This window comes from Aeribacillus sp. FSL W8-0870 (assembly GCF_037963755.1).
Lineage (GTDB): Bacteria > Bacillota > Bacilli > Bacillales > Aeribacillaceae > Aeribacillus > Aeribacillus composti.
The window spans coordinates 1,781,544-1,805,850 of record NZ_CP150165.1 but is presented as its reverse complement, the minus strand read 5'-3'; the positions used below and the strand labels follow the sequence as shown (position 1 = coordinate 1,805,850).

Below are 24,307 nucleotides of genomic sequence, written 5' to 3'. Positions count from 1 at the left end.
AAAGCTATGTGTTGTTTTCATTTTTTTTCGAATAGTAAAGCCGAATTTTATATATGCTTAAAATAAGGACAGCGACTACCAATCCTTCTGCAATCGGCAGAAAAATTGCCAAAAACGTCAGCACCGTACAGCCCAAAGCGAGAAATAAATAGATTATAGCAGACTTTAAAATCGGGAGCTTCTTAGCAAATCCCAGTTTATATACAATAATTGATAAAATCAGAATGGTAATATACAAATACCACATTCCGACATCATGCTGCTCATGAACACGGAAAAGACGCGCAAAAAAAGACAGCCTTTCAATTACTTGTTCTTCTGTCACTACGTCCCTCCCCCTTTCACTCATTAGCTTTGATTTGACAGTTTTTTCTTTTTCGCTGCTTTTTCCCTCTCGTTTTTATCCAAGATTTTCTTTCTTAAACGAATCGATTGAGGCGTGACTTCACAATATTCATCATCATTTAAATATTCAAGTGCTTCTTCCAACGACATAATCCGAGCTTTTTTCATTCCGACCGTTTGTTCTTTCGTCGAAGAACGGATATTTGTTTGTTGTTTTACTTTACATATATTTACAACAAGGTCATTTTCACGATTATGTTCACCTACGATCATCCCAGCGTACACGTCTGTTCCGGGTTCAACGAAAATCGTTCCGCGATCTTCGACCTGTTGGATGCCATAAGAGGTAGCTTTTCCAGTTTCCATTGAAACAAGAACCCCTTGACGCCTTCCTCCAACTTGTCCTTTTTGCATAGGCTGATACGAGTCAAACGAATGGTTTATGATGCCGTATCCTCTTGTTAAAGACATAAATTCGGTCGTGTAGCCGATTAATCCGCGCGATGGCACCATAAAAATCAAGCGGACTTGTCCATTTCCGTTATTGATCATGTCGACCATTTCCCCTTTGCGCGCGCCCAATGATTCCATGACAGGACCTGTGTATTCCTCTGGAACGTCCACCTGCACCCGTTCAACCGGTTCGCAAAGTACTCCATCGATTTCTTTTACAATTACTTCAGGCTTCGAAACTTGCAGCTCATACCCTTCCCTGCGCATGTTTTCAATTAAAATGGATAAATGAAGCTCGCCTCGCCCTGATACTATCCATTTATCCGGGGAATCCGTCGGCTCCACTCTTAGCGAAACATCTGTTTGCAGTTGTTCATGCAGCCTTTCTTCGATTTTTCTCGCCGTCACATATTTTCCTTCTCTGCCTGCGAAAGGGCTGTTGTTAACTAAAAACGTCATTTGCAGCGTCGGTTCATCAATCCGAAGAACAGGTAGCGCCTCTTGATGATCAACCGGACAAACCGTTTCCCCGACATTAATGTCTTCCATTCCAGAAACAGCGACAAGATCACCAGCTTTTGCCTGTTCAATTTCCAATCGTTTTAATCCTTTAAATCCAAACATTTTCGTAACACGGAAATGCTTCACACTTCCGTCAAGCTTCATTAATGCGACTTGTTGTCCGACTTTCATCTCTCCGCGAAAAATGCGGCCGATGCCGATCCGCCCAACATAGTCATTGTAATCCAGCAGCGCCACCTGGAATTGAAGGGGTTCTGAGCTGTTATCAACAGGTGCAGGAATATGTTCGATAATCGCATCAAATAGAGCTTCCATATTTTCATCCTGTTTAGTTGGATCAGTGCTTGCCGTTCCGTTGATGGCCGAAGCATAAATAACCGGAAATTCTAATTGATCATCGTTTGCATCAAGCTCAATAAACAGCTCAAGCACTTCATCGACAACTTCTTCAGGCCGGGCAAACTCTCTGTCAATTTTGTTCACGACGACAATCGGTGTTAAGTTTTGTTCCAACGCTTTTTTCAAAACAAATCTTGTCTGCGGCATGCAGCCTTCATAGGCGTCGACAACTAGCAGCACGCCATCGACCATTTTCATAATTCGTTCTACTTCTCCGCCAAAGTCGGCATGACCAGGCGTATCTAAAATATTAATGGTCGTTCCTTTATATTCAATCGCCGTATTTTTGGCTAAGATGGTGATTCCGCGCTCGCGCTCCAAGTCATTGGAATCTAATGCGCGCTCCGCCACTTGTTCATTTTCCCTGAACGTTCCTGATTGGCGAAGCAATTGGTCAACCAATGTTGTTTTCCCATGGTCTACGTGCGCGATAATAGCAATATTGCGTAAGTCGTTTCTAACTTTCACACTGTCATCTCCTATTTGCTAAACTGAACCTAGGCTATTATACCATAAATACTGTGGAAACGTTGAACGTTTTTCGATAAACTAAAGATGGAAAGAGGCTTAAAGGTTATTAATGGTTTTCGTCTTGGATTGATGAAAGGAGGATGGGAATGGGCAACGGAAAATGGATATTTTGGGTTCTCGCCACCATTGCGGCGCTGCTTATTGTGTCGGTCGGCTTTGCAATAGGGGCTGGCAGCCTGTTGGGAGTAGTTGTTAGCATCATTGGAATTATTATAGTATTTGGACTCGGCTTTACCCAAAAAAAGAAAATGCGAGAGAGAGGATTATTATAAAGAATTTACATCTTGGCATCGGCCATTTTATACTTTCAAACGGTTTATGATACATAGATCGTCCCCTCTACTGATAGAGGGGCTTTATTACATGGCATTAGTTTCTTTCAAACCTACAAAGACCCATCTTTTGTTTCACAATATGTTCGGTTTTAGCTAAAACTCATTTACAATAGCCTTTTTCAAAAGACCAGCCAGAAATGGAATGGATACAAAGAAGTTCCATTTTATGTAAATTTTTAAACAGCCCGATTTTTAGCCCTATTTACAAAACGTTGATTGCTACAACATTTCATTGCTTCACACTTGTTCCATTTTTCTCGCCTGCCATCACGATGTGAAGTTTGCCGAACGATACCAATTCTTTCATATTTTTATAAGAGACTTTTTATACTGCTTTCTTCATGCTTGTTTTTTAGCAAGCTATGATGATCTATAAGCTGTCAACAGCATTTGCAGCTTTATATTTTCCCTTTAATATACTCCTCGATAATTTGTTGATGAATGGTTTGGTTAGCGGTGAAAATGCTTTGCTTTTTAAGCAAATCGACTGGTTTTCCGTCAAGCGTTGTCGTAACCCCGCCTACTTCGTCGACAAGGATTAAACCTGCCGCAAAATCCCAAGGAGCAAGTCTCATTGTAATATAGCCGTCCAGCTTGCCTGCAGCTACATAGGCAAATTCAAGAGCGGCTGAACCAAATGATCTCGTTCCTCTTAAACGTTTGACAAGCGGACTTAATATTGCTGGATCAATTCGTCTGTTTTCCACCAGCCATGATGCATTCAAGCCGATGATGGATTCTTCTATTGTTTTCTTTTGTAACGGCGGAAGCTCCGTTTTGTTTAAATAGGCGCCGTTCCCCCTTATCGCATGGTACATTTCATCTCTGACGACATCATAAATCAGTCCTATTTGACCGACACCATCCGCAAAAACAGCAACCGAAATGCAGAAATTCCGCTTTTGATGTACAAAATTCATTGTGCCGTCAATCGGATCAATTATCCAAACGATACCGTCCAATGATTTCAATTCATGACCGGAACCTTCTTCTCCTAAAATGCTGTGTTCCGGAAACGTTTTGCGAATATGTTCCCAAAAGAAATGCTCTACTTCCCGGTCAATATTCGTCACTAAATCGTTTGGACCTGATTTCGCTTCAACGACCAGCTTTTGTTGAAATGATTGGCGAATTCTTTCACCAGCCTCATAAATCCATTGCTTTGCTTTTTGATCTATTTCATGCCAGTTCATCTATCTTACCCACTTTCTATTCAATCACCTTTTTTAGCATACTGTAAAGAAATGGAGAAAATCAAGTTTTTCACCTTTATCATTGCAATATTTCACCCACATTATTTTTCTTTCTCTGTCGGTTTGTGCTACAATGTGGACAAACAACACAAGGAGGATTTTTATGGATTTTGTGCCATTTGTGAAGGAAGATTTTGAAGTTTTTCAAATAGACGGTTTAGAAGCGAGAATGGATGAGCTAAAAAAACGGGTGCGCCCAAAACTTGAAGCGCTGGGACAGCATTTTGCACCTACTTTGTCTGCTTTGACGGGAGATGAAATATTTTATCATGTAGCAAAACATGCCCGCCGTACCGTTCATCCTCCCAATGACACATGGGTTGCATTTGCAAACAGTAAACGGGGTTATAAGAAGCTCCCTCATTTTCAAATCGGATTATGGAGCACACACGTCTTTGTTTGGTTTGCCATTATTTATGAATCCCCTGTGAAAGAAGAAATCGGAAAACAATTTTTACAGAATTGGCAGCAAATTCGAAAGCAAATTCCTGAAGATTATTTCTGGTCAGCCGATCATACAAAACCAGATGCGGAAAAACAAAAAAATTTATCTGACGAAGATTTTCAACGAATTTTTCAACGTCTGCAATCGGTGAAAAAAGCAGAAATGTTATGCGGCATCAACCTTCCAAAAAATGAAGTTCTCTCCATGAGCAGGGAGCAATTTTTGGAAAAGGTTGACGAGACGTTTAAAACGTTAATGCCGCTTTATCAAATCACACAAAAAAGCACTGTTTAAAAATGGTCAGGATGCGCTGCATCGCTGACCATTATTTCTTTTGAAAACAATTAAGCAATGCTGGACCATTTCCGCCTTATCTCTTTCGCCTGTTCAATGATTTCGTCAAACAGTTCCGCAACAGACGGAATATTTTTTACCAGCCCTATAGATTGACCGGCCCATGCGTATCCTTCCTCGATTTTGCCTTCATAAATATATTTTTTGTTCGCTTCTCCACTAATGAAATCTTTTAGCGACTCATAATCTCCTCTTTCTCTTTCAATTTCCAAAATTTTTTCGGTCCAATTATTTCGAAGCGCCCGACCTGGTGCCCCTAACGACCTTTTAATAATGACGGTATCAAGTTCAGTACCGTTGACAATTGCTTCTTTATATAACGGGTGTGCATGTACGCATTCCTTCGTTGCAATAAAACGAGTTCCCATTTCAATCCCTTCAGCTCCAAGAGCCAATGCTGCCATTAGTCCCCTCCCGTCCGCAATGCCTCCAGAAGCAATCACCGGAATGGAGACAGCTTCCACTACTTGTGGAATTAATACGAAATTGCCGATATCGTCTTTTCCTAAATGACCGCCGCCTTCTTGTCCGACGACCATCACTGCATCTGCTCCAAGCTCTTCCGCTTTCTCCGCTTGTCTTCTTGCCGCAACGAGAACTAGTTTTTTTACATCGACACCTTTTAATTGGTCAAAAAGCGGAGCCGGGTTCCCGCCAGTGATGGAAATGACCGGCACTTTTTCTTCAATCGCCACATCAAGCATATCGGAAAATGGACGGCCATGCTGACCGATGGCGAAGTTCACTCCAAACGGCTTATCCGTTTTTTGTTTCACCTTCCGTATTTCCTCTCGAAGCGCAGCTGGATTCGGAAGAGACATAGCCGTGATCTGACCGAGCCCTCCTGCATTGCTTACTGCACTTGCTAATTCTGAATACGCTAAATAAGCAAGTCCCCCTTGAATGATCGGATATTTAATCCCTAGCAATTCGGTAATTTTTGTTGAAAATACCATGTTTCCCCCTCCCCATTTCGTATTATTCTTTTTCCACGCATTAAATTCCTTCTTTATAAAAACGTAGCTCAAAACAAAGAGAAGCACAAAGATATTAAAAACCCTATTTAATGCCTTTTGCAGGTTTTAAAGGAAAGTGCTATAATTTCATTTGTTTTTAATTTTGGGGAACCTTTAAAAAGTAGGTGAAAAGGAAAATTGTCACAGCATGATACACCATTGTTTACAGGTCTTTTAGAACATATTCAAAAAAATCCAATTCAATTTCACATTCCCGGCCATAAAAAAGGAGCCGGAATGGAGCCAAAATTCCGAGAATTTATCGGACATAATGCTCTGGCGATGGACTTAATTAATATCGGTCCTTTGGATGATCTTCATTCGCCAAAAGGAATTATTAAAGAAGCACAAAAATTGGCTGCTGAAGCTTTCGGTGCCGATCACACCTTTTTCTCGGTACAAGGTACGAGCGGAGCCATTATGACAATGGTCCTGTCGGTTTGCGGACCTGGAGATAAAATTATTGTTCCAAGAAATGTTCATAAATCGGTCATGTCAGCAATCATTTTTTCAGGGGCTTCCCCCGTTTTTATACATCCTGAAGTGGATAAAAACCTCGGCATTTCTCACGGAATAACGACAGAATCAGTTGAAAAAGCTCTTCAGCAATATCCTGATGCAAAAGGGCTTTTAGTCATTAATCCAACGTATTTCGGAATCTCAGCTGATTTAAAACAAATCGTAAATATTGCTCATTCATATAATGTCCCTGTTCTTGTAGATGAAGCGCACGGCGTCCACATTCATTTTCATGACAAGCTGCCATTATCCGCCATGCAGGCAGGGGCAGATATGGCGGCAACTAGCGTTCATAAGCTGGGAGGATCGATGACGCAAAGCTCTATTTTAAATGTTCGGGAAGGTCTTGTGTCTCCTGACCGTGTTCAATCGATTTTAAGCATGCTGACTACGACATCGACATCCTATTTGCTTCTTGCATCACTGGATGCAGCTCGAAAGCAGCTGGCAACGAAGGGCTATGAATTATTAGAGCAAACGATTCAATTGGCGAATCAGACAAGATACGAAATTAACAAAATTGATCATCTATATTGTGTAGGAGAAGAAATTTTGGGAACGAATGCAACGTATGATTATGATCCGACAAAATTAATTATTTCTGTGAAGGAACTAGGCATAACGGGATATGATGCAGAGCTGTGGTTAAGAGAACATTACAACATTGAAGTGGAGCTTTCCGATCTGTACAATCTGCTCTGTCTGATCACGCCCGGTGATACAGAATATGAAACATCACTTTTAATAAAAGCGCTTCGTGCTTTGTCAAAAGAATTTTCCCATCAGGCAAACAAGCAAGCGGAAGTCTCTGTCCTTCTGCCCGATATTCCTGTTTTGGCGCTGACACCTAGAGATGCTTTTTATGCAGAGACGGAAATGGTACCTTTTGAACAATCTGTCGGACGCATTATTGCAGAATTTGTCATGGTGTACCCACCGGGCATACCGATTTTCATACCAGGAGAAATCATCACTAAAGAAAATTTACATTACATCCGAAAAAATTTAGATGCCGGCCTGCCTGTTCAAGGTACAGAAGATCCAACTCTTTCCTACATTCGCGTTATTAAAGAGCATAAACCGATTAAATGAGAAATCGCTGAAGAAGCTTTATAAATCCATACATTCGAGGACAAGTCGAAAAACTGATGAAACCAAATTTTGCTGAAGATCGATCATAAAATAATTTTGCTGCGGTAATGGCTAAAACCATTACCGTATTTAATTTATAATAATATTCAATTCTTTTAAAAGGAGCGACAACAATGAAAGAATATCAATTTCCCGTTCCGCCTATTTTTATTTTACTAATTGGTGTTATTTCTATTTCATTTTCTTCTATTTTTGTTAAATGGTCTGATGCGCCTGCATCTATATTAGGAATGTATAGACTGCTTTTTACGGTAATCGTTATGCTGCCGTTTCTCCCTTGGAAGAAAATCAAAACAGGAGCTATTAACATTCAATGGAAGGATTGGATTCAACTATTTTTATCTGGAATCTTCCTAGGTTTTCATTTCTTATTTTGGATGGATTCCCTTAGATATACAACAGTAGCAAGTTCAATGATTATAACTACATTAGAGCCTGTATTTGTTATGATCGGAGCTTATTTTATTTTTAAAGAGAGAACAAACCTTATTGGGATTGTGAGTATTATTATAGCTGTTAGCGGTTCAATCATTATTGCATGGGGAGATATTAATCTTTCTACAAAAGCATTATATGGAGATTTTCTTTCATTAGCAGGAACGTTAGCAGTAGCCATTCATATGCTTTTTGGACAAGAATTATGCAAAAAAATTCCAACATCAATATATAGTTTTTGTGTGTTCTTTATAGGTGGATTTGTATTATTGATTTACAATATTAGTTACGAGGTCCCACTGATTCATTATTCAGTTCATGATTGGGGTATATTTGTACTTCTAGCACTAGTCCCCAATATTTTTGGTCACGCATTATTTAATTGGCTTTTAAAATATTTGGATGCTACGACGATTTCAATGAGTATTTTAGGTGAACCAATAGGGGCAATTATATTAGCATACTTATTTTTAGGAGAAGCTACATCTATTTCCCAAATGATTGGCGGAGCGTTATCTTTAATTGGAGTCAGTATGTTTTTGAAAAATAAAGGACTTTCAAATAAGGAATTGACTACGAATGCTTCTGTAAAAAGTGCTAATACATAACTAAAATATGGACGACGGCCTTCCTACTTCGTAGGGAAGGTCTTTCATTAAAAAACAGTTAATAGATGTAATGAAATATTTTTTGATAAACAAACGGTAAAACGGAAGCAATGATTAAACCTGTAACAATTGAAGATATGGTGAAGATAATGAACTTCCGAAGCGATATTTCTTTCCTCTTAAAAGCGATGATGAATACCCTTATCATAGAAAAGACAGTAATAAATATAATAATTGCCGAAAAGACGCTTGCTGCCATTACCTCCATTGTAAAGCTCCTTTCACAAAAATCCTTTAGCTACATTTTGCCGCCTAATGAATGGAATAGACACCACTTTTTATACTTTTATTGAAATGAAAAGACATCGATAACAAACTTCGCTATATCGAATTGCTGCCAGTTCCAATATTGGCTGCGAAATTTGTCGTAACTCCAATAAATTTTTCCATCCAACCTTTTATGCACAAGTGACATTTGGTATATGTTTCGTCAATCTTTACAACCGCATCGCTGTCATTTTAACACTTAAAAACCGCAATGACCATACTTACTGAAAAAGACAAAGGTGAATTGATAAAAAATGAATTCAAACGATGTTTTTCTGTCTTAGCTCTCAATCACAATCCTGCAAGCATCCATTTCATTAAGATCACCAGCAATTGCTTTACATAAAAAAAAGCTGCCTTAAAGACAGCCCATTTATCTTAAACCCCTTTGTTACACGTGTTATTCAATATGTTATTGATGATTGCTTTTTTTACGATTCTTTTCTGTACAGCAATTGTTGCATTTACCATACAATACCGTAACTTTTTCATCATCAAAGAAATGAATTGTTGAATTGCAGTCTTGACAGACAATTGTTCCCATCCTGTATTCCCCTTTTCCATATAGCGTCATAAAGAATAAAGTGGAGACAAAATGACCTGATAGTTATATATTAATATGTCACATTATATTCGTCAAGCAGAAAATTGTATAACACATTTATTTTTTTATGCATTAAAAAATATGTAAATTGATTTTATCCGTTACAATTAAAGTTTTGTACATTTTATATGGGGATGGGGACATTTTTTTGGTTCAAAGTAGCTTTCAAATGACCTTTATCTTTCTGATCATTAGCATTACATGATGCTGAGTATGATCCATTACGTGCATCTAAAGTCTACAACCCAACAACTCAAACATTCGCTCTAGATATCATACTTCTCGTACACGATTTGAATTTTTTAATTTGTTTAAATAATATTTTATTTTTGTAACATTTGCATAACATTCAAAAGTGACGGAATTAAATATGTTAAAATGGCGTTAAGAAAAAATGAACACATTTTACCAGTTTTCTTTAAACGAAAGAGGTAGGACAATGGTGAAATTTATTGCATATACCTATACCGTTGCCGTACTGCTTCTATTGTCTTCTTGTATTGCTGATCCGAAAGACGATCACTCGATTTCAAGCTTCGACAAAAAACAAATTCTTTTTTTTACCGACCAAAAAATGATGGAAAAAGAATCAATTTACTACGATGCTTTATTAGATTTAAAAAAACAATTTCCAGAGGAAATGGACAATATGATGATCTACCAAGCTGATAACCCTGAATCTAAGCGGTTTAATATTAAAACATATCCTTCCATTATCGTGATGGATCATGACGGCATCATTTTGCATATTAAAGGATCAGTTTCAACAAAAGATGAAATTGTAGAGCCGGTCTCAGAAGTGCTTTCCGAATAATGAGAATGTCGGTTTGAGGTAATTAAGCGCTGAGAAGATTCTTTAGTTAAATAGGATTTGTGCTCAAAATCTCTGCACAACATATTTTTGTGAAAAAAACTTTCACAACAGTGAGAGAATTGTTCCATCATTTATTTTTCATCATAAAAAGGGGTTGTCCAAAAAGTCAAATCCCCATTGAAAACAAATAATCATAAACACCGATATATCAACGTTATTAAACATTAAAAGGGGCAGTCAATAAGCCGAAAAAACGACTTATTAGACTGCCCCCTTTGGGCTGCATTACTTATTTATAATATGAATCGGTGTTCCAAGTGCAAGTTCGGCAGCTTCCATTGCAATTTCTCCTAATGTCGGGTGGCCATGAATTGTCAAGGCAATATCTTCTGCCGTCATGCCTGCTTCGATCGCAAGTCCAAGTTCAGCAATCATATCTGATGCGCTGACACCTGCGATTTGAGCCCCAATAACAAGGCCGTCTTCTTTTCGTGTAATCAATTTTACAAATCCATCGGTTGCATTTAATGACAATGCGCGGCCGTTTGCTGCAAATGGAAACTTAGCTGCCACAATGTCAATTCCTTCGTCTTTAGCCTGTTGTTCCGTATATCCGACAGAAGCCAACTCAGGTTCTGAGAAGACAATGACAGGAATTCCGTTATAATCGATTTCAGAAGGTTTTCCAGAAATCGCTTCTGCAGCAATTTTCCCTTCATATGAAGCTTTATGAGCAAGTGAAGGTCCTGGAACGATGTCGCCGATAGCATAAATATTTGAAATATTTGTCCGGCACTGTTTGTCAATTTTAATGTAGCCTTTTTCATCGATTTCTACTCCGACTTGTTCGAGACCAAGTTCATCAGTGTTTGGTTTGCGTCCTACTGTAACTAAACAATAGTCCGCTTCCACTACTTGCTCTTTTCCTTTCGCTTCAAATGTCACTTTTACTCCGTCTTTTGTTTCTTCAACACCTTTTGCAAGTGCGCTAGTATGAATTTCGACATTTCCTTTTTTCTTCAACACTCTTTTTACAAGAGCTGTCATTTGTTTTTCAAATCCTGGAAGAATTTCTTTGTCTCCTTCAATAATCACAATTTCAGTGCCGAAATTCGCATAAGCAGTTCCAAGCTCTATGCCAATGACTCCCCCGCCAATAATAACCATTTTTTTCGGAACTTCTTGCAGGGACAACGCTCCAGTTGAGTCAATGACTCGCTCAGAAAATTTAATGCTTGGAATTTCAATTGGACGGGAGCCAGTTGCAATGATTGCATTTTTAAATTTATACGTTTGAGCTGAATTCTCGTTTATGATTCTGACGGTGTTGCGATCAACAAAATATGCTTCGCCTTTTACAATTTCAACTTTATTTCCTTTTAAAAGGCCTTCAACACCGCCTGTAAGTTTTTTGACGACACTTTCTTTCCAAGCTTGCACTTTAGAAAAGTCTAGTGTTACATTTTCAGCTTTTATTCCTATATCTTCTGATTCTTTAGCCTCTACATAACGGTGTCCTGCACTAATTAATGCTTTAGAAGGAATACATCCAACATTGAGGCAGACGCCGCCAAGAGATCCTTTTTCAACGATCGTAACTTTTTGCCCTAATTGCGCAGCTCTTATTGCAGCCACATAGCCGCCGGGACCAGCTCCTATGACGAGAGTGTCAGTTTCAATCGGGAAATCTCCTACTACCATTTATTACGCCTCCATTAGTAATAATTGGGGATCATGCAATAAACGCTTAATATGGTTAAGCGCATTTTGTGCAGTTGCACCGTCGATCATTCGATGGTCAAAGCTTAAAGACAGCGCTAAAACAGGGGCTGCAACGATTTCTCCGTTTTTCACAACCGGTTTTTCAGAAATGCGTCCGAGACCTAGAATGGCTACTTCTGGATGATTAATGACAGGAGTAAACCATTGGCCGCCAGCGGAACCGATATTTGTTATCGTGCATGATGCGCCTTTCATTTCATTTGGAGTAAGTTTGCCTTCACGCGCTTTTGTTGCCAATTCATTAATTTCTGCAGAGATTTCAAAAATCGATTTTCGATCTGCATGATTGACAACAGGAACTAAAAGTCCTTTTTCGGTATCAGCTGCAATTCCGATATTGTAATAGTGCTTATGAATAACTTCTTCTGTTTCATCATCAAACGACGTGTTTAATACTGGATATTTTTTCAGTGCCGATGTTAAAGCTTTGACAACATAAGGCAAATATGTAAGCTTAATGCCTTGTTCTGCCGCAATAGCTTTAAATTTCTTCCGATGTGCAACAAGCTCTGTTACATCGACTTCATCCATTAATGTTACATGTGGCGCAGTTTGCTTCGATTTAACCATTGCTTTTGCAATTGCTTTTCGAATACCGCTGATTTTCTCGCGGGTTTCTGGGAATTCTCCTTCAAGGACAACCGGAGCCGGCGCTGCTTTTTCTCCTGCTGATACGCCTTTTGCAGCTTCTTTTTCCACGTTTTCAACAGGTTTTGCTTCTTCTTGTCCACCTTTCAGATAAGCATCAATATCTTCCTTCAATATGCGCCCGCCGTTTCCTGAGCCTTGTACCAATCGAATATCAACGCCTTTTTCACGCGCATATTTTCGGACGGATGGCATTGCAATAACGCGTCGGTTAACATCTACGTCTTCTGAAGCAGACTGTGAAGCGTTGCTTTCCACTTTTTGCTCTTCTGTGGAAGGCTTTTCTTCTTTTGCTGCTTCACCGCTTTCATCGCCTTTTGATTGATTTTCATAACCTGGAGCATCAATTGTGACTAATACTTGACCGACAGTTGCAACTTCCCCTTCATTCACTTTTAATTCTAATACTTTTCCTTTTACAGGGGAAGGGATTTCAACTACTGCTTTGTCATTTTGCACTTCACAAAGAACATCATCTTCATTGATTTCATCACCAGGTTTGATAAACCATTTTACTATTTCACCTTCATGAATGCCTTCACCGATATCCGGCATTATAAATTCAAAAGCCACAGATTTCAACCTCCTAAATAATTTTCAGTTGATGGCCGAAAAGAAGAAAAGATGATGCTCCTCTTTTTAGCCAATTAGAAATTCAATGCTTTTTTAGCCGTTTCAACGATATCTTTGTAGTTTGGAAGCCATACATCTTCCGCTTGTGAGAATGGATAGACAGTGTCCGGAGCTGCCACGCGGAAAACAGGAGCTTCCAAGCTAAGAATCGCTCTTTCATTAATTTCTGCAACAACATTAGCAGCAATTCCTGCTTGTTTTTGGGCTTCCTGCACGACAATCGCACGGTTTGTTTTCTCTACTGAAGCAATAATCGTTTCTATATCCAGCGGACTTACTGTACGTAAATCGATCACTTCTGCTGAAAAGCCCTCTTTTTCAAGTTCGTCAGCAGCTTTTAAAGATTCATGCACCATTGCCCCGTAAGTGATGATCGAAATATCTTTCCCTTCACGTTTTATATCCGCTTTGCCGATCGGAATTGTATATTCTTCTTCCGGAACTTCATCACGGAAGGAACGATAAAGCTTCATATGCTCCAAGAAAATGACCGGATCATTATCCCGAATTGCTGAAATAAGCAACCCTTTTGCATCATAAGGGGTGGAAGGAATAACGACTTTTAAACCAGGCTGCTGCGCCATCAAGCCTTCCAAGCTGTCCCCATGAAGCTCAGGGGTATGAACGCCGCCGCCGAAAGGAGAACGAATGGTGATCGGAGCATGCCAGCGGCCCCCGGAGCGATAACGCAAACGCGCCATTTGTCCAGAAATGGAATCCATAACCTCATAAACAAAACCGAAGAATTGAATTTCAGCTACCGGACGAAAGCCTTGTGTGCTTAAACCGATTGCCAAGCCGCCAATTCCTGATTCTGCCAGAGGTGTATCAAAAACTCGGTCTGGGCCGAATTCTTTTTGAAGTCCTTCTGTTGCACGGAACACACCGCCGTTTACACCAACATCTTCCCCAAATACTAACACATTTTCGTCGTTTTTCAGTTCCGTACGCAACGCATCAGTGATTGCTTGAATCATTGTCATTTGCGCCATGCTCACTTCGACTCCTTCTCTTTATAAATTTCATATTGTTCTTTTAGGTTATAAGGCCAGCTTCCTTCTTCAAACATAATGTTGATTAAGTCTGTCACTTTTTGTTTTGGAGTTTCATCCGCTTTTTTGATTGCTTCTTTTATATCTTCTTTCGCCTTTTCGATAACTTCGTTTTCTTCTTCCTCGCTCCACAATCCTTTTGCTTGAAGGAAGTTTCTGAAACGAACAAGCGGATCTTTTGCCTCCCACTCGTCATCAAGCTCTTTTGCCCGATATCTCGTTGGATCGTCTCCTGCCATTGTATGCGGACCGTAGCGGTAGCATAATGTTTCAATTAATGTCGGACCTTCACCGTTTATTGCCCGTTCACGCGCTTCCTTCACAGCTGCATAAACAGCAAGCGGATCCATTCCATCTACTTGTATACCAGGGATTCCAGCTGCAACAGCTTTTTGTGCAAGTGTTTCAGCTGAAGTTTGCACCTCTACAGGTGTTGAAATTGCAAACCGGTTGTTTTGAACGATGAAAATAGCAGGTGCTTTAAATGCCCCAGCAAAGTTTATTCCTTCGTAAAAGTCGCCTTGAGACGTTCCTCCATCTCCTGTATACGTAACAGCAACTGCTTTTTTGCCGCGTTTTTTCAAACCTAATGCTACCCCTGCAGCTTGCACATATTGGGCGCCGATAATAATTTGCGGTGAAAAAGCATTTACGTCTTCAGGCATTTGGTTTCCATGAAAATGCCCGCGGGAATATAAAAATGCTTGATACAAAGGCAATCCATGCCAAACTAACTGCGGTATATCACGATAGCCCGGGAGAATGAAGTCCTCTTTTTCCAAGGCAAAATGAGAAGCAATTTGTGATGCTTCTTGTCCGGCAGTCGGTGCGTAAAAACCTAAACGACCTTGACGATTTAAAGAAATTGAACGCTGATCCAACACTCTGGTAAATACCATTCGTCTCATTAATTCCTTTAATTCTTCATCAGAAAGGGAAGGCATCGCATCTTCATTCACGACTTCGCCTTTTTCGTTTAAAATTTGGAACGTTTGGAATTCCTTGCGAATCGCATCAAATTGCTTTTCGCTGTCAACGACAACATTTTTCGCCTTTTTTGCCATTCAACACACCTCTTCGTTTCATTTTCTCAGCCTTTAAATTCATCCATAAAACTAGATTACCCCAAATTGTTCATGGTGACACACATTGCGGATCTTTAATTGCCAAAATCGTCAAGTACATTGCAAGATCGCTTTACAAACTGTATTAATTTTTTTATTTAAAATAGTAATACACATCGATTTCACTTCATAGTATACACCCTTTTTTCACATGCGTCAATTAATTTGTTTATTTTTAAAACAATACATAAAACGCTTTCAAGATAATTGGAAATATTTTTACTTTTAAATCTGTACTAATACAACAGATAATTCTGTATCACTATTACAGATACAGACGGAAGCGAATCATTTATCTGGAGAGCGTGTTGCTTCTCTATATAAATTACAGAAGAATTTATATAAATAAGGAAGGCTTCTAGGCAAACGTCTATACCTTTATTTTGCTTCATCATACGATGATATAGACATTTGCCCTAAATAAGGCGATATGGAGTCCTTATGTGGAGGTGAAAGAGATGCATTATTATTCCAATCCGTCTTATCATTACCCATCATACGGATATTTTCCAGTTTCAAACTGGACATTTGTATTGATCGCTGTGCTTTTTATTTTGCTCATTATTGTTGGCGCTGTCTGCTTAAACTATTAATTGATGATTGTCCGATTTTCGGGCAATTCTTTATTGTTTCTTTTAAAGATTTATGTATAATGAAATTTGTTGATATAGGTTCAGGAGTGATTAGCCATGATTACAATGGAAGATATTATTAAGGAAGGACATCCAACTCTTCGTCAAGTTGCCAAGGAAGTGGAATTGCCCGCTTCTGAAGAGGAGAAAAAAATTTTAGCGGAGATGCTTCAATACTTAAAAAACAGTCAAGATCCAGAGATTGCAGAAAAATATGGATTGCGGCCTGGGATCGGTCTTGCCGCCCCGCAAATTAATGTATCAAAACGAATGATTGCCGTTCATGTGACGGATGAAAAAGGAAAATTATATTCGTACGGCCTGTTCAATCCAAAAATTGTAAGCCATTCGGTGGAACAAAGTTATTTAACAAGCGGTGAAGGATGCCTTTCCGTTGACAGAGAGGTTCCAGGATATGTTCCGCGTTATGCACGCATCCGCGTCAAAGGGGTTGACCTTGAAGGCAATGAAGTCGACCTTCGTTTAAAAGGTCTTGTCGCTATTGTGTTTCAGCATGAAATAGATCATTTAAACGGCATTATGTTTTATGATCGGTTCAATAAAGAGAATCCTTTTAAAGAACCGGAAAATGCAACTCCAATTGACAGATGAAGCCAGAAGTTAGCGCCCGGCATCCAAGCCGCGGAATATTTTGAAGCAAAACGAAAATCCATGCAAAAAATCCCGAATAGTTCTTTCGGGATTTTTTGTTCATAAAGAGAAATTTTTTGTGCACACTACCATTTGAAATCGCCTTTGCAAGGCTTTTTTTGATTTTGACTTCTGATTTATATCAACTGCAATTGCTTTGCAGCATAAAATATTCCATCTTCATCAACAGGCTTTGTAACAAAATCAGCTACTTTTTTCACATGCGAAACAGCATTACCCATAGCAACGCCTGTTCCAGCAAACGAGATCATTTCTATATCATTCAAACCGTCTCCAAAAGCAACCACATCTTGACGGCTAACGCCAAGCATATCCATTATCTTTTTGATCCCTTCTGCTTTCGATCCTTTTTTTGGAACAACATCAGTTGAAAGCTGGTGCCAGCGGACAAATTTTATCTCTTCAGAAATATTGAACTGTTCTTCTTCTCCTTCTTTGCAAAACAAAAGCGCTTGGTAAATAGGTTTTTCTTGAAAATAATCAGGTCTGCACTCAGGATGCGAGAGGTGCAAAGATTTCAAACTTTCATGAATAAACGGATGATCTTCCACATTTGCTTTCATATCTTCTTCACTCAAAAATACAAGCGGGTAATCAGTATTTTCAGTCGCTTCGATTAATTGCTCCAACGCATCGACCTTCAAAGGATTTTCATAAATGACTTCTCCTTCATGCACAACATACTGTCCGTTATAGCTGACATAAGAATGGATTCCTAGCTCTTCTCTTAGCTTTTTAAACATAAAAGGGCCGCGGCCGGTTGAGATGGCGACGTGATGTCCGGCTTTTTTCAAACGGGAGACCGTGTCAAGAGTAGATTCCGGCAAATGTTTATCATGATCCAATAAAGTACCGTCTATATCAAAAAAAATAAATTTTTTCCCCATGTTCAATCTCCTTTTCTCTTTCGTGAAACCTTATTTACACTAAACAAAACGGTATAGTATGCAAACGCTTTATGTCAATAGAGCTTTTCCACGTTTAGCCATAAAAAAAATAAAAAAATAGCATATAATATAAGTAAATACAATCGGACTCGACTTTGACATCTTAATGAAGGAGGAGTTGATATGTTAAAACGTTTAAAGAAAAAAATTAAAAAACAGTGGAAGCAATTGCTTCGCAGAAAATCGATTGCTTAAAGAAACCGGGCGGCTTTAGCCCGGTTTTCGTTATTTTCAATGAAGGTTGGATTTGCCATCAGAATCGACTATAATAATAAAAGCTAGTTTAACATGGAAAGTAAGGAGAGATTACGCAAATGATGTTTAAAGTTTTTTATCAGGAAAACCCGAATGAACCGCCTGTTCGGGAAAGAACGAAAACATTTTTCGTTGAAGCGGAATCAGAAAGAGAAGTTCGTGAAAAATTAAAAGGCCGCTCCATAAACATAGAATATATTCAACCGATTAGCGGTCCGTTTTATGAATTTGAAAAACAAAGCGAAAATTTTTCTGTATTGGAGAAATGATAGTATATGAAATTTGTAAAAAGAGACCAAGTAGCAGCATTCGCCCTCGGCGGATTGGGCGAAATCGGAAAAAATACGTACGGTGTGCAATTTCAAGATGAAATCATTTTAATTGATGCTGGAATTAAGTTTCCAGAAGACGAACTTCTAGGGATTGACTATGTGATTCCGGACTATACGTACTTAGTAAAAAACCAAGAAAAAATTAAAGGCTTGTTCATCACACATGGCCATGAAGATCATATAGGCGGTATACCTTATTTGCTGCGGGAAATTAATGTACCAATCTACGGCGGTAAACTGGCGATCGGACTGATTCGCAATAAGCTTGAAGAGCATGGACTTTTAAGACAAGCTAAACTAAACATCATCCAGGAGGATGATGTGATTCGGTTCAGAAAAACTGCCGTAACTTTTTTCCGTACAACTCACAGCATTCCAGATTCATATGGAATTGTTGTCAAAACTCCCGCAGGAAATATCGTTCATACAGGAGATTTTAAGTTTGATTTTACTCCAGTCGGGGAACCTGCAAATTTAACTAAAATGGCGGAAATCGGCAAAGAAGGTGTGCTCTGTCTTTTATCGGACAGCACAAACAGTGAAATTCCTGAATTTACAATGTCTGAAAGAAGGGTCGGCGAAAGCATTCACGACATTTTCCGAAAAGTAAGCGGCCGCATCATTTTTGCAACATTTGCATCCAATATTCATCGACTTCAGCAAGTAACTGAAGCAGCTGTTAAAAACAATCGAAAAATAGCTGTTTTTGGAAGAAGTATGGAAGCAGCTATCCAAATTGGTCAAGAACTCGGGTATATTCGCTGCCCGAAAGATACGTTTGTTGATGCAAATGAAATAAACCGTCTGCCCGCTCATCGGGTCGTGATTTTATGTACAGGAAGCCAAGGCGAACCAATGGCCGCTCTGTCCCGGATTGCAAATGGAACTCATCGGCAAATCCAAATTATTCCCGGCGATACGGTCGTTTTCTCATCATCGCCCATCCCAGGGAACACTTTATCGGTTTCAAGAACGATCAATCTGCTTTTCCGCGCCGGTGCGGAAGTAATTCACGGGTCGTTAAATGACATCCACACGTCTGGCCACGGCGGACAGGAAGAGCAAAAATTAATGCTGCGGCTAATGAAGCCAAAATATTTTATGCCGATTCATGGAGAATATAGAATGCAGATCATGCATATGAAACTAGCTGTCGATTGCGGAGTTCCAAAGGAAAACTGTTTTATTATGGATAACGGAGATGTGCTGGCGATGAACGACCGCGAAGCATCCATTGCCGGTAAAATTCCATCCGGATCCGTTTATATTGACGGAAGCGGAATTGGCGACATTGGAAACATTGTGTTAAGAGACCGAAAAATTTTATCTGAAGAAGGACTCGTAATCGTTGTCGTCAGCATCAATATGAAAGAGTTCAAAATTGCTGCAGGACCTGACATTATATCGCGCGGCTTCGTTTATATGAGAGAATCCGGAGATTTAATTAAAGATGCCCAAGAACTGATTACTAAGCACTTAAATAAAGTATTGGAAAGAAGAACTACGCAGTGGTCGGAAATCAAAAATGAAATCGCCGATACACTCGCTCCGTTTTTATATGAAAAAACGAAACGCCGACCGATGATCTTGCCAATTATAATGGAAATTTAAGTAATAACTTGTGATCGATCCCTCTTGTGTTGACAGTGGAACGTACTGTTTAACATAAGAGGGATTTATTTTGCAAAAATGTCCAGTTGTTATTTTGTCGGCTCATAACACGCAGCATCCGGCCGCTCTTGCTTTTTTAGGTAGATGGTTTTAAAACGGGCAGCCGTCAGCTAAAAGTTCTTATAAAAAAACGAAAAAGTGAGTGCTTGCAGAGAAGAAAGACGGAGATCAAAACATGTAAATGAAAAATACCGAAAAGTTTTATGGTTAATTTTTTCGATATACAAGTGTTTAATAGAAGAGCAGAAAGACATTTTATGTACGTTTGTGCCATCATATAAATTTATACGCAATTATTTGAAAAACATTTGATGAAAAAATTCGACTTGGATAATGTCATAATCAGAATTTTTCAGGAGCAGGTGCTGCAAGTGGCAGCAGTAAAGGGAGATAATAAAGAAATCAATTTGTAGTTAAAGAAGACATGTATTCGATTGCCAGAAAAAACAACGACATTCTTGCAATAAGGAAGGATTTTGAGCCAGCAAACAAAAAAAGAATGAGAAGAACTGTCTTTAGGCATTCTAGACAGCTGCTTCTCATTCAATTACCATGTAAGCTTCAAATGATTGTTTTTACTTGACTGGATAAGTTCAGTTCATTCTTCAATAGATTTTGATTTTGCCCAATGCGGATGAAACATTTAAAGCTCCGAAAGAATGTATATAAATTTTCATTATTCTCCTAGCACTTTCTTTTCAAACCGATCAATATCGACGTCAGCTCCGATGACAATTAAAATATCTCCTGCCTTGATTACTTCTGTAGCTTGCGGCGATACGATAATTTCGTTATTTCGTTTAATCGCAACAATATTGATTCCGTATTTCGCACGAATATCGAGCTCGATGAGAGAATGGCCGGCAATGTTGCGGTTAGCAGCAATTTCAACAATGCTGTGCTCTTCCGACAGCTCAAGATAGTCCAACACATTGTTCGAAAGAAGATTATGGGCAAGCCGCCGCCCCATATCCCGTTCAGGGTGAACAACTGTATCTGCTCCTATTTTTGACAAAACCTTTTCATGATAGTCGTTTTGAGCCTTCACCGTTATATGCTTAACTCCTAGTTCTTTCAACATAATGGTTGTCAAAATGCTCGCTTGAATATTGTCGCCGATGGCTACGATCACATGATCAAAATTTCTGATTCCCAAGCTTTTTAATACGGCTTCATCCGTTGTATCCGCTACAACAGCATGTGAAACAATATTGGCAAATTCGTTTACTCGATCCTCATCCACATCAATGGCAAGCACCTCTGCTCCTTCTTCCGATAACGTTCGGCAAATGCTTCCGCCGAACCGCCCCAACCCGATTACGGCAAACTCCTTTTTCATCAATACTCCCCCATTACAACTTGAATGACATTATTCTTGTATTTCTTGGCCAAAATCAATCGCTTGTTTCAACTTTTGCTGCATAAACCCTATTCCTTTGCAATCGGAAAGAGGATAATGAAAAGCTGTCTTATTTGTAAACACTTGTTCTATATATGGACGGAATTTCTTTCCTCCCAAAAGAACAATATCATCTACATCTAACAAATTTTTTTCAACCGCTTGTTCCTTCAATTGGTTGATTGTAATTAATTCAGGATGCTTTTTCATGCTAAAGGAAACATTGTAAGGACCAGGCACAAAATCATTTGGCCGCAAAAAGCCATGCTTGGCAGACAAAATCACCCATTCATCGAAAAATTTTTTAGCATACACCTGGCAAAGGCGGTGAAAAACTCCTATATACGCTTTTTCTGCGGAAACAGCACCTGCACTGGGCTCTTTATCCCATACTTTTTTTGTTCCGCAAGGTATGACACAAATCCTTCTCATTTAACATTTCACCTGTTCAATCGATTATTCAATTCATTCAAAAATTGTAAAATATCGTTATGAAAAACAAAATCAGCCCATTCATCGAAGTCTGTTTGTTCTTGGTTGACAATCACTAATACTGCTCCCATCCTTTTTGCCAAAAACGGTATTTCGTTCGCTGGCCGAACTGTTAAAGATGAACCAAGCACGATCATAACGTCTGCTTTTTCACATTCAAGCTCCGCATCTCTAAAAGCATCTTCCGAAAGCAGCTCTCCGAACAGTGTAATGGAAGGACGTATAAAGCCTCCGCAGCCGCAATAATATTGATTTTTCAAGTATACATCATTTAGAAAGCGTTGGCCGCAATTGTGGCAGTGAAACGTTTGAAGTGTTCCATGAAGTTCAATTACGTTTTTGCTTCCTGCTAAGAGATGGAACCCATCAATGTTTTGAGTAATAATCGATTGAATCTTCCCTTCCTTTTCCCATTTTGCCAGCAAGTAGTGTCCTTCATTCGGAGATTTGCTTTTATATAATTGAAGGCGTTCTTTATAAAATTGAATAAATTCATCACGGTTTGTCTCCATCGCTTCAATGCTTGCCAATTTACTCGGATCCTTTTTGCGCCACAAACCAGTTTTTGAACGATAATCCGGAATTCCGCTGGCAGTGGACATCCCTGCGCCAGTAAATACAACAGCATGTTCAGATTGTTGCAAAATATCAGCGATTTCGGATATCAAAGCCATCTTTTTTCATCCTTTTTTATTAATTGTGAAAACAATTATTTTAACCTGAACTTACCATTTTCTTATAAATGAAATCAATAAATTCGTCAACAATTTCTTTGCGGAACCGTTCAGTCCGAGACAATATCGATAAATGCCGTTTAATTTCCACATCTTTTATTTTCAATTCATGTAAGTAGCCGTATTTCAACTCTCTTGACACCGTAATCCTCGGCAAAAAGCCGATTCCCAGCCCGGATTCTATAGCAGCTTTTACAGCCTGCGTGCTTCCTAGCTCCATATAATAATTTATTTTATCTAACACCCCATATTTTTTTAAAGTATTTTCGATAATGAGACGGGTTCCTGAATTTTTTTCTCTCCAGATCATTTTTTCTTTTGCCAGCTCTTCAATGTCAATTTGTTTTTTCTCCTTCAAAGGATGCTCTCTTCCGCATACTAAAATAAGCTCGTCATCGACAAGCTTTTTTACATGAAAAATGCTGTTTTCTACAACTCCTTCTACAAATCCGATATCAATTTTGCGGTCAACAAGCCGATCAATAATGCCCGGAGTATTAGAAATCGCTAATGAAAGCTTTACATCTGGCACTTCTTTTTTAAATTTTCCGAGCAGACTAGGCAAAAGATATTCCCCAATTGTCAACGTCGCTCCGACACTTAGTGTAAAATCTTTGTGTCCGGTTATTTCCTTTACTGCTTCTTTTGATTGTTGAATTTCTTCCACAATATTTTTGGCAATCGGATATAACATTTTGCCGGCTTTTGTCAAAGTCATTTTTCCGTTCGAACGGTCAAACAATGGGGTTCCATAATAATCCTCTAGTTGATGGATTTTTCTCGTAACAGCCGGCTGGGACACATAGACAAGCTTTGCAGCACGGCTGATGCTCCCTTCCTCAACAACAAGACAAAACATTTTTAAACTTTCCAAATCCAATTCGGAATCACTTCCTTACAATTTAAACACTTAAAAACAACTTCATGCTAACACCTATCAGCAAAAAAGACAACATTTGCAAAATCCATTTTCCAGGCACTTTTGTTGATAAGATAGCTCCCAGTTGAGAGCCGATCATCACTCCTATACCGCCCCACAAGCAGGCCGTCCAATTAACATTCCCTAATGCAATTTGATTCAGCGCACCAACAAGTGAATAGATCGATAATGCAAAAAGAGAAATCGCAGTTGCGTCGTGAGGACGAATCTTCAATAAATAAATTAAAATGGGGACGAGCAACCATCCGCCGCCAATTCCAAAAAAATTCGATAAAGTTCCCAACAAAAGTCCGATGATGAATAAAAAAACAGCTTTTAAACGGTTTCTGCCCTCATTGAAAAAACCTGCTTTCATACTATGTTCCGGCTCTTCCGGAGCTTTTTTTAAAAGCAAAAACATCCCGAGCATGAATAAAGCAGCGGCAAATATCCAATAAAAAAAGTCGGGTGAAATAATTCCCAACAGCCAAGTGCCGATAAACGTTCCCGGGATGGAGCCGAAGATGATCGGCCAACTGATAGAAAAATGAACACGCTTTTGCCGTATATAATTCATCGACCCTGATATGGAATTGAGAAAAACCACAACAAGACCCGTACCAGCTGCAATTTCAGGAGGCAATTTCAACAGCAATAAGAGAGCAGGAACAAACACAAATCCTCCCCCTGCTCCCACCATTACCCCATAAGCGCCTGACAAAAGTCCAAGAGCGAGCAGCAAAACCATTTCCACCATTCAAGTTCACCTCTGTTAATATCCTAATTAAAGGGTACCAGTGAGAAGGATTGGTGTGAAATGCTTATTCAACATGGGGTATAACAAAATGTTATAGTTTGTGATATTTTTGTTTTTAGTGCTTCTAGCCTTGCCCATTTAGAAAA

24 protein-coding genes are annotated in these 24,307 nt (G+C 39.1%); 9 read left to right on the top strand and 15 right to left on the bottom strand.

Translation table 11 applies throughout. The annotated features are described in order from the left end of the window. Nucleotides 1-4: 4 nt before the first annotated feature. Together NSU02_RS08765 and typA are read right to left on the bottom strand one after the other, a co-directional pair. Nucleotides 5-325: a YlaH-like family protein gene (locus NSU02_RS08765; protein WP_232515525.1), complete on the bottom strand. Its 321-nt coding sequence runs from the start codon at nt 323-325 to the stop codon at nt 5-7. Nucleotides 326-348: 23 nt separating this feature from the next. Beyond that, nucleotides 349-2,187: a translational GTPase TypA gene (gene typA, locus NSU02_RS08760; RefSeq protein ID WP_130158515.1), complete on the bottom strand. Its 1,839-nt coding sequence runs from the start codon at nt 2,185-2,187 to the stop codon at nt 349-351. 149 nt (nt 2,188-2,336) lie between these two features. Here typA and NSU02_RS08755 point away from each other — a divergent pair, with 149 nt between their 5' ends. Beyond that, nucleotides 2,337-2,522 (top strand): DUF5325 family protein, encoded by a 186-nt coding sequence (locus NSU02_RS08755; protein ID WP_063389653.1) that lies wholly within the window; start codon nt 2,337-2,339, stop codon nt 2,520-2,522. Nucleotides 2,523-2,983: 461 nt separating this feature from the next. Here the strand turns inward: NSU02_RS08755 and NSU02_RS08750 are convergent, their stop codons facing one another. Then, nucleotides 2,984-3,778: an inositol monophosphatase family protein gene (locus NSU02_RS08750; protein WP_339195397.1), complete on the bottom strand. Its 795-nt coding sequence runs from the start codon at nt 3,776-3,778 to the stop codon at nt 2,984-2,986. A 163-nt stretch (nt 3,779-3,941) separates the two neighbouring features. Here NSU02_RS08750 and NSU02_RS08745 point away from each other — a divergent pair, with 163 nt between their 5' ends. Continuing rightward, the gene (locus NSU02_RS08745; protein ID WP_063389651.1) at nt 3,942-4,577 is read left to right on the top strand and encodes a DUF1054 domain-containing protein; all 636 of its coding nucleotides are present in this window, start codon (nt 3,942-3,944) and stop codon (nt 4,575-4,577) included. Nucleotides 4,578-4,627: 50 nt separating this feature from the next. On the opposite strand, the gene NSU02_RS08740 is transcribed toward NSU02_RS08745, so the two are convergent. Next, nucleotides 4,628-5,593 (bottom strand): nitronate monooxygenase family protein, encoded by a 966-nt coding sequence (locus tag NSU02_RS08740; RefSeq protein WP_063389650.1) that lies wholly within the window; start codon nt 5,591-5,593, stop codon nt 4,628-4,630. Between the two features lie 198 nt (nt 5,594-5,791). Here NSU02_RS08740 and NSU02_RS08735 point away from each other — a divergent pair, with 198 nt between their 5' ends. Both NSU02_RS08735 and NSU02_RS08730 read left to right on the top strand, forming a co-directional pair. Continuing rightward, nucleotides 5,792-7,264 (top strand): aminotransferase class I/II-fold pyridoxal phosphate-dependent enzyme, encoded by a 1,473-nt coding sequence (locus NSU02_RS08735; protein WP_066250238.1) that lies wholly within the window; start codon nt 5,792-5,794, stop codon nt 7,262-7,264. A gap of 173 nt (nt 7,265-7,437) precedes the next feature. After that, complete coding sequence (locus NSU02_RS08730; protein WP_339195392.1) at nt 7,438-8,367, top strand: DMT family transporter; 930 nt, start codon at nt 7,438-7,440, stop codon at nt 8,365-8,367. 739 nt (nt 8,368-9,106) lie between these two features. On the opposite strand, the gene NSU02_RS08725 is transcribed toward NSU02_RS08730, so the two are convergent. Then, the gene (locus NSU02_RS08725) at nt 9,107-9,238 is read right to left on the bottom strand and encodes a GapA-binding peptide SR1P (RefSeq protein ID WP_082830423.1); all 132 of its coding nucleotides are present in this window, start codon (nt 9,236-9,238) and stop codon (nt 9,107-9,109) included. 499 nt (nt 9,239-9,737) lie between these two features. Between NSU02_RS08725 and NSU02_RS08720 the strand changes: the two genes are divergently transcribed. After that, nucleotides 9,738-10,112, top strand: coding sequence for a hypothetical protein (locus tag NSU02_RS08720; protein WP_339195389.1), 375 nt, complete (start codon nt 9,738-9,740; stop codon nt 10,110-10,112). A 285-nt stretch (nt 10,113-10,397) separates the two neighbouring features. Here the strand turns inward: NSU02_RS08720 and lpdA are convergent, their stop codons facing one another. The 4 genes from lpdA to pdhA all read right to left on the bottom strand — a co-directional run bounded on the left by lpdA (nt 10,398) and on the right by pdhA (nt 15,291). After that, nucleotides 10,398-11,813 carry a dihydrolipoyl dehydrogenase gene (lpdA, locus tag NSU02_RS08715; RefSeq protein WP_339195386.1) on the bottom strand — a complete coding sequence of 472 codons (1,416 nt, stop codon included), beginning with the start codon at nt 11,811-11,813 and terminating at the stop codon, nt 10,398-10,400. Between the two features lie 3 nt (nt 11,814-11,816). After that, on the bottom strand, nt 11,817-13,115 hold the full coding sequence (locus tag NSU02_RS08710) for a dihydrolipoamide acetyltransferase family protein (RefSeq protein WP_339195383.1): 1,299 nt from the start codon (nt 13,113-13,115) through the stop codon (nt 11,817-11,819). 74 nt (nt 13,116-13,189) lie between these two features. Continuing rightward, entirely contained in the window at nt 13,190-14,167 is a 978-nt protein-coding gene (locus tag NSU02_RS08705) for an alpha-ketoacid dehydrogenase subunit beta (protein WP_063389643.1), read from the bottom strand. A 2-nt stretch (nt 14,168-14,169) separates the two neighbouring features. Next, complete coding sequence (pdhA, locus tag NSU02_RS08700) at nt 14,170-15,291, bottom strand: pyruvate dehydrogenase (acetyl-transferring) E1 component subunit alpha (RefSeq protein ID WP_063389642.1); 1,122 nt, start codon at nt 15,289-15,291, stop codon at nt 14,170-14,172. A gap of 518 nt (nt 15,292-15,809) precedes the next feature. Between pdhA and NSU02_RS08695 the strand changes: the two genes are divergently transcribed. Next, entirely contained in the window at nt 15,810-15,944 is a 135-nt protein-coding gene (locus NSU02_RS08695) for a YjcZ family sporulation protein (RefSeq protein ID WP_339195380.1), read from the top strand. A 96-nt stretch (nt 15,945-16,040) separates the two neighbouring features. After that, the gene (def, locus tag NSU02_RS08690) at nt 16,041-16,595 is read left to right on the top strand and encodes a peptide deformylase (RefSeq protein WP_339195377.1); all 555 of its coding nucleotides are present in this window, start codon (nt 16,041-16,043) and stop codon (nt 16,593-16,595) included. A gap of 176 nt (nt 16,596-16,771) precedes the next feature. Here the strand turns inward: def and NSU02_RS08685 are convergent, their stop codons facing one another. Further along, on the bottom strand, nt 16,772-17,542 hold the full coding sequence (locus NSU02_RS08685) for a Cof-type HAD-IIB family hydrolase (RefSeq protein WP_339195374.1): 771 nt from the start codon (nt 17,540-17,542) through the stop codon (nt 16,772-16,774). 374 nt (nt 17,543-17,916) lie between these two features. Here NSU02_RS08685 and NSU02_RS08680 point away from each other — a divergent pair, with 374 nt between their 5' ends. Together NSU02_RS08680 and rnjA are read left to right on the top strand one after the other, a co-directional pair. After that, on the top strand, nt 17,917-18,126 hold the full coding sequence (locus NSU02_RS08680; protein WP_063389639.1) for an RNA polymerase epsilon subunit: 210 nt from the start codon (nt 17,917-17,919) through the stop codon (nt 18,124-18,126). A gap of 6 nt (nt 18,127-18,132) precedes the next feature. Continuing rightward, nucleotides 18,133-19,800 carry a ribonuclease J1 gene (rnjA, locus tag NSU02_RS08675; protein WP_063389638.1) on the top strand — a complete coding sequence of 556 codons (1,668 nt, stop codon included), beginning with the start codon at nt 18,133-18,135 and terminating at the stop codon, nt 19,798-19,800. 736 nt (nt 19,801-20,536) lie between these two features. Here the strand turns inward: rnjA and NSU02_RS08670 are convergent. The 5 genes from NSU02_RS08670 to NSU02_RS08650 are packed head-to-tail and all read right to left on the bottom strand — an operon-like array spanning nt 20,537 to nt 24,161. After that, nucleotides 20,537-21,202 (bottom strand): TrkA family potassium uptake protein, encoded by a 666-nt coding sequence (locus tag NSU02_RS08670; protein ID WP_269467019.1) that lies wholly within the window; start codon nt 21,200-21,202, stop codon nt 20,537-20,539. A 27-nt stretch (nt 21,203-21,229) separates the two neighbouring features. Then, on the bottom strand, nt 21,230-21,691 hold the full coding sequence (locus tag NSU02_RS08665) for a DUF6884 domain-containing protein (RefSeq protein ID WP_339195371.1): 462 nt from the start codon (nt 21,689-21,691) through the stop codon (nt 21,230-21,232). An 8-nt stretch (nt 21,692-21,699) separates the two neighbouring features. Beyond that, nucleotides 21,700-22,425, bottom strand: a complete 726-nt coding sequence (locus NSU02_RS08660) for an NAD-dependent protein deacylase (protein WP_339195368.1) — start codon at nt 22,423-22,425, stop codon at nt 21,700-21,702. A 40-nt stretch (nt 22,426-22,465) separates the two neighbouring features. Further along, nucleotides 22,466-23,365, bottom strand: coding sequence for a LysR family transcriptional regulator (locus NSU02_RS08655; protein WP_063389634.1), 900 nt, complete (start codon nt 23,363-23,365; stop codon nt 22,466-22,468). Between the two features lie 22 nt (nt 23,366-23,387). Further along, nucleotides 23,388-24,161, bottom strand: coding sequence for a sulfite exporter TauE/SafE family protein (locus tag NSU02_RS08650; RefSeq protein WP_094245630.1), 774 nt, complete (start codon nt 24,159-24,161; stop codon nt 23,388-23,390). Nucleotides 24,162-24,307: the final 146 nt, after the last annotated feature.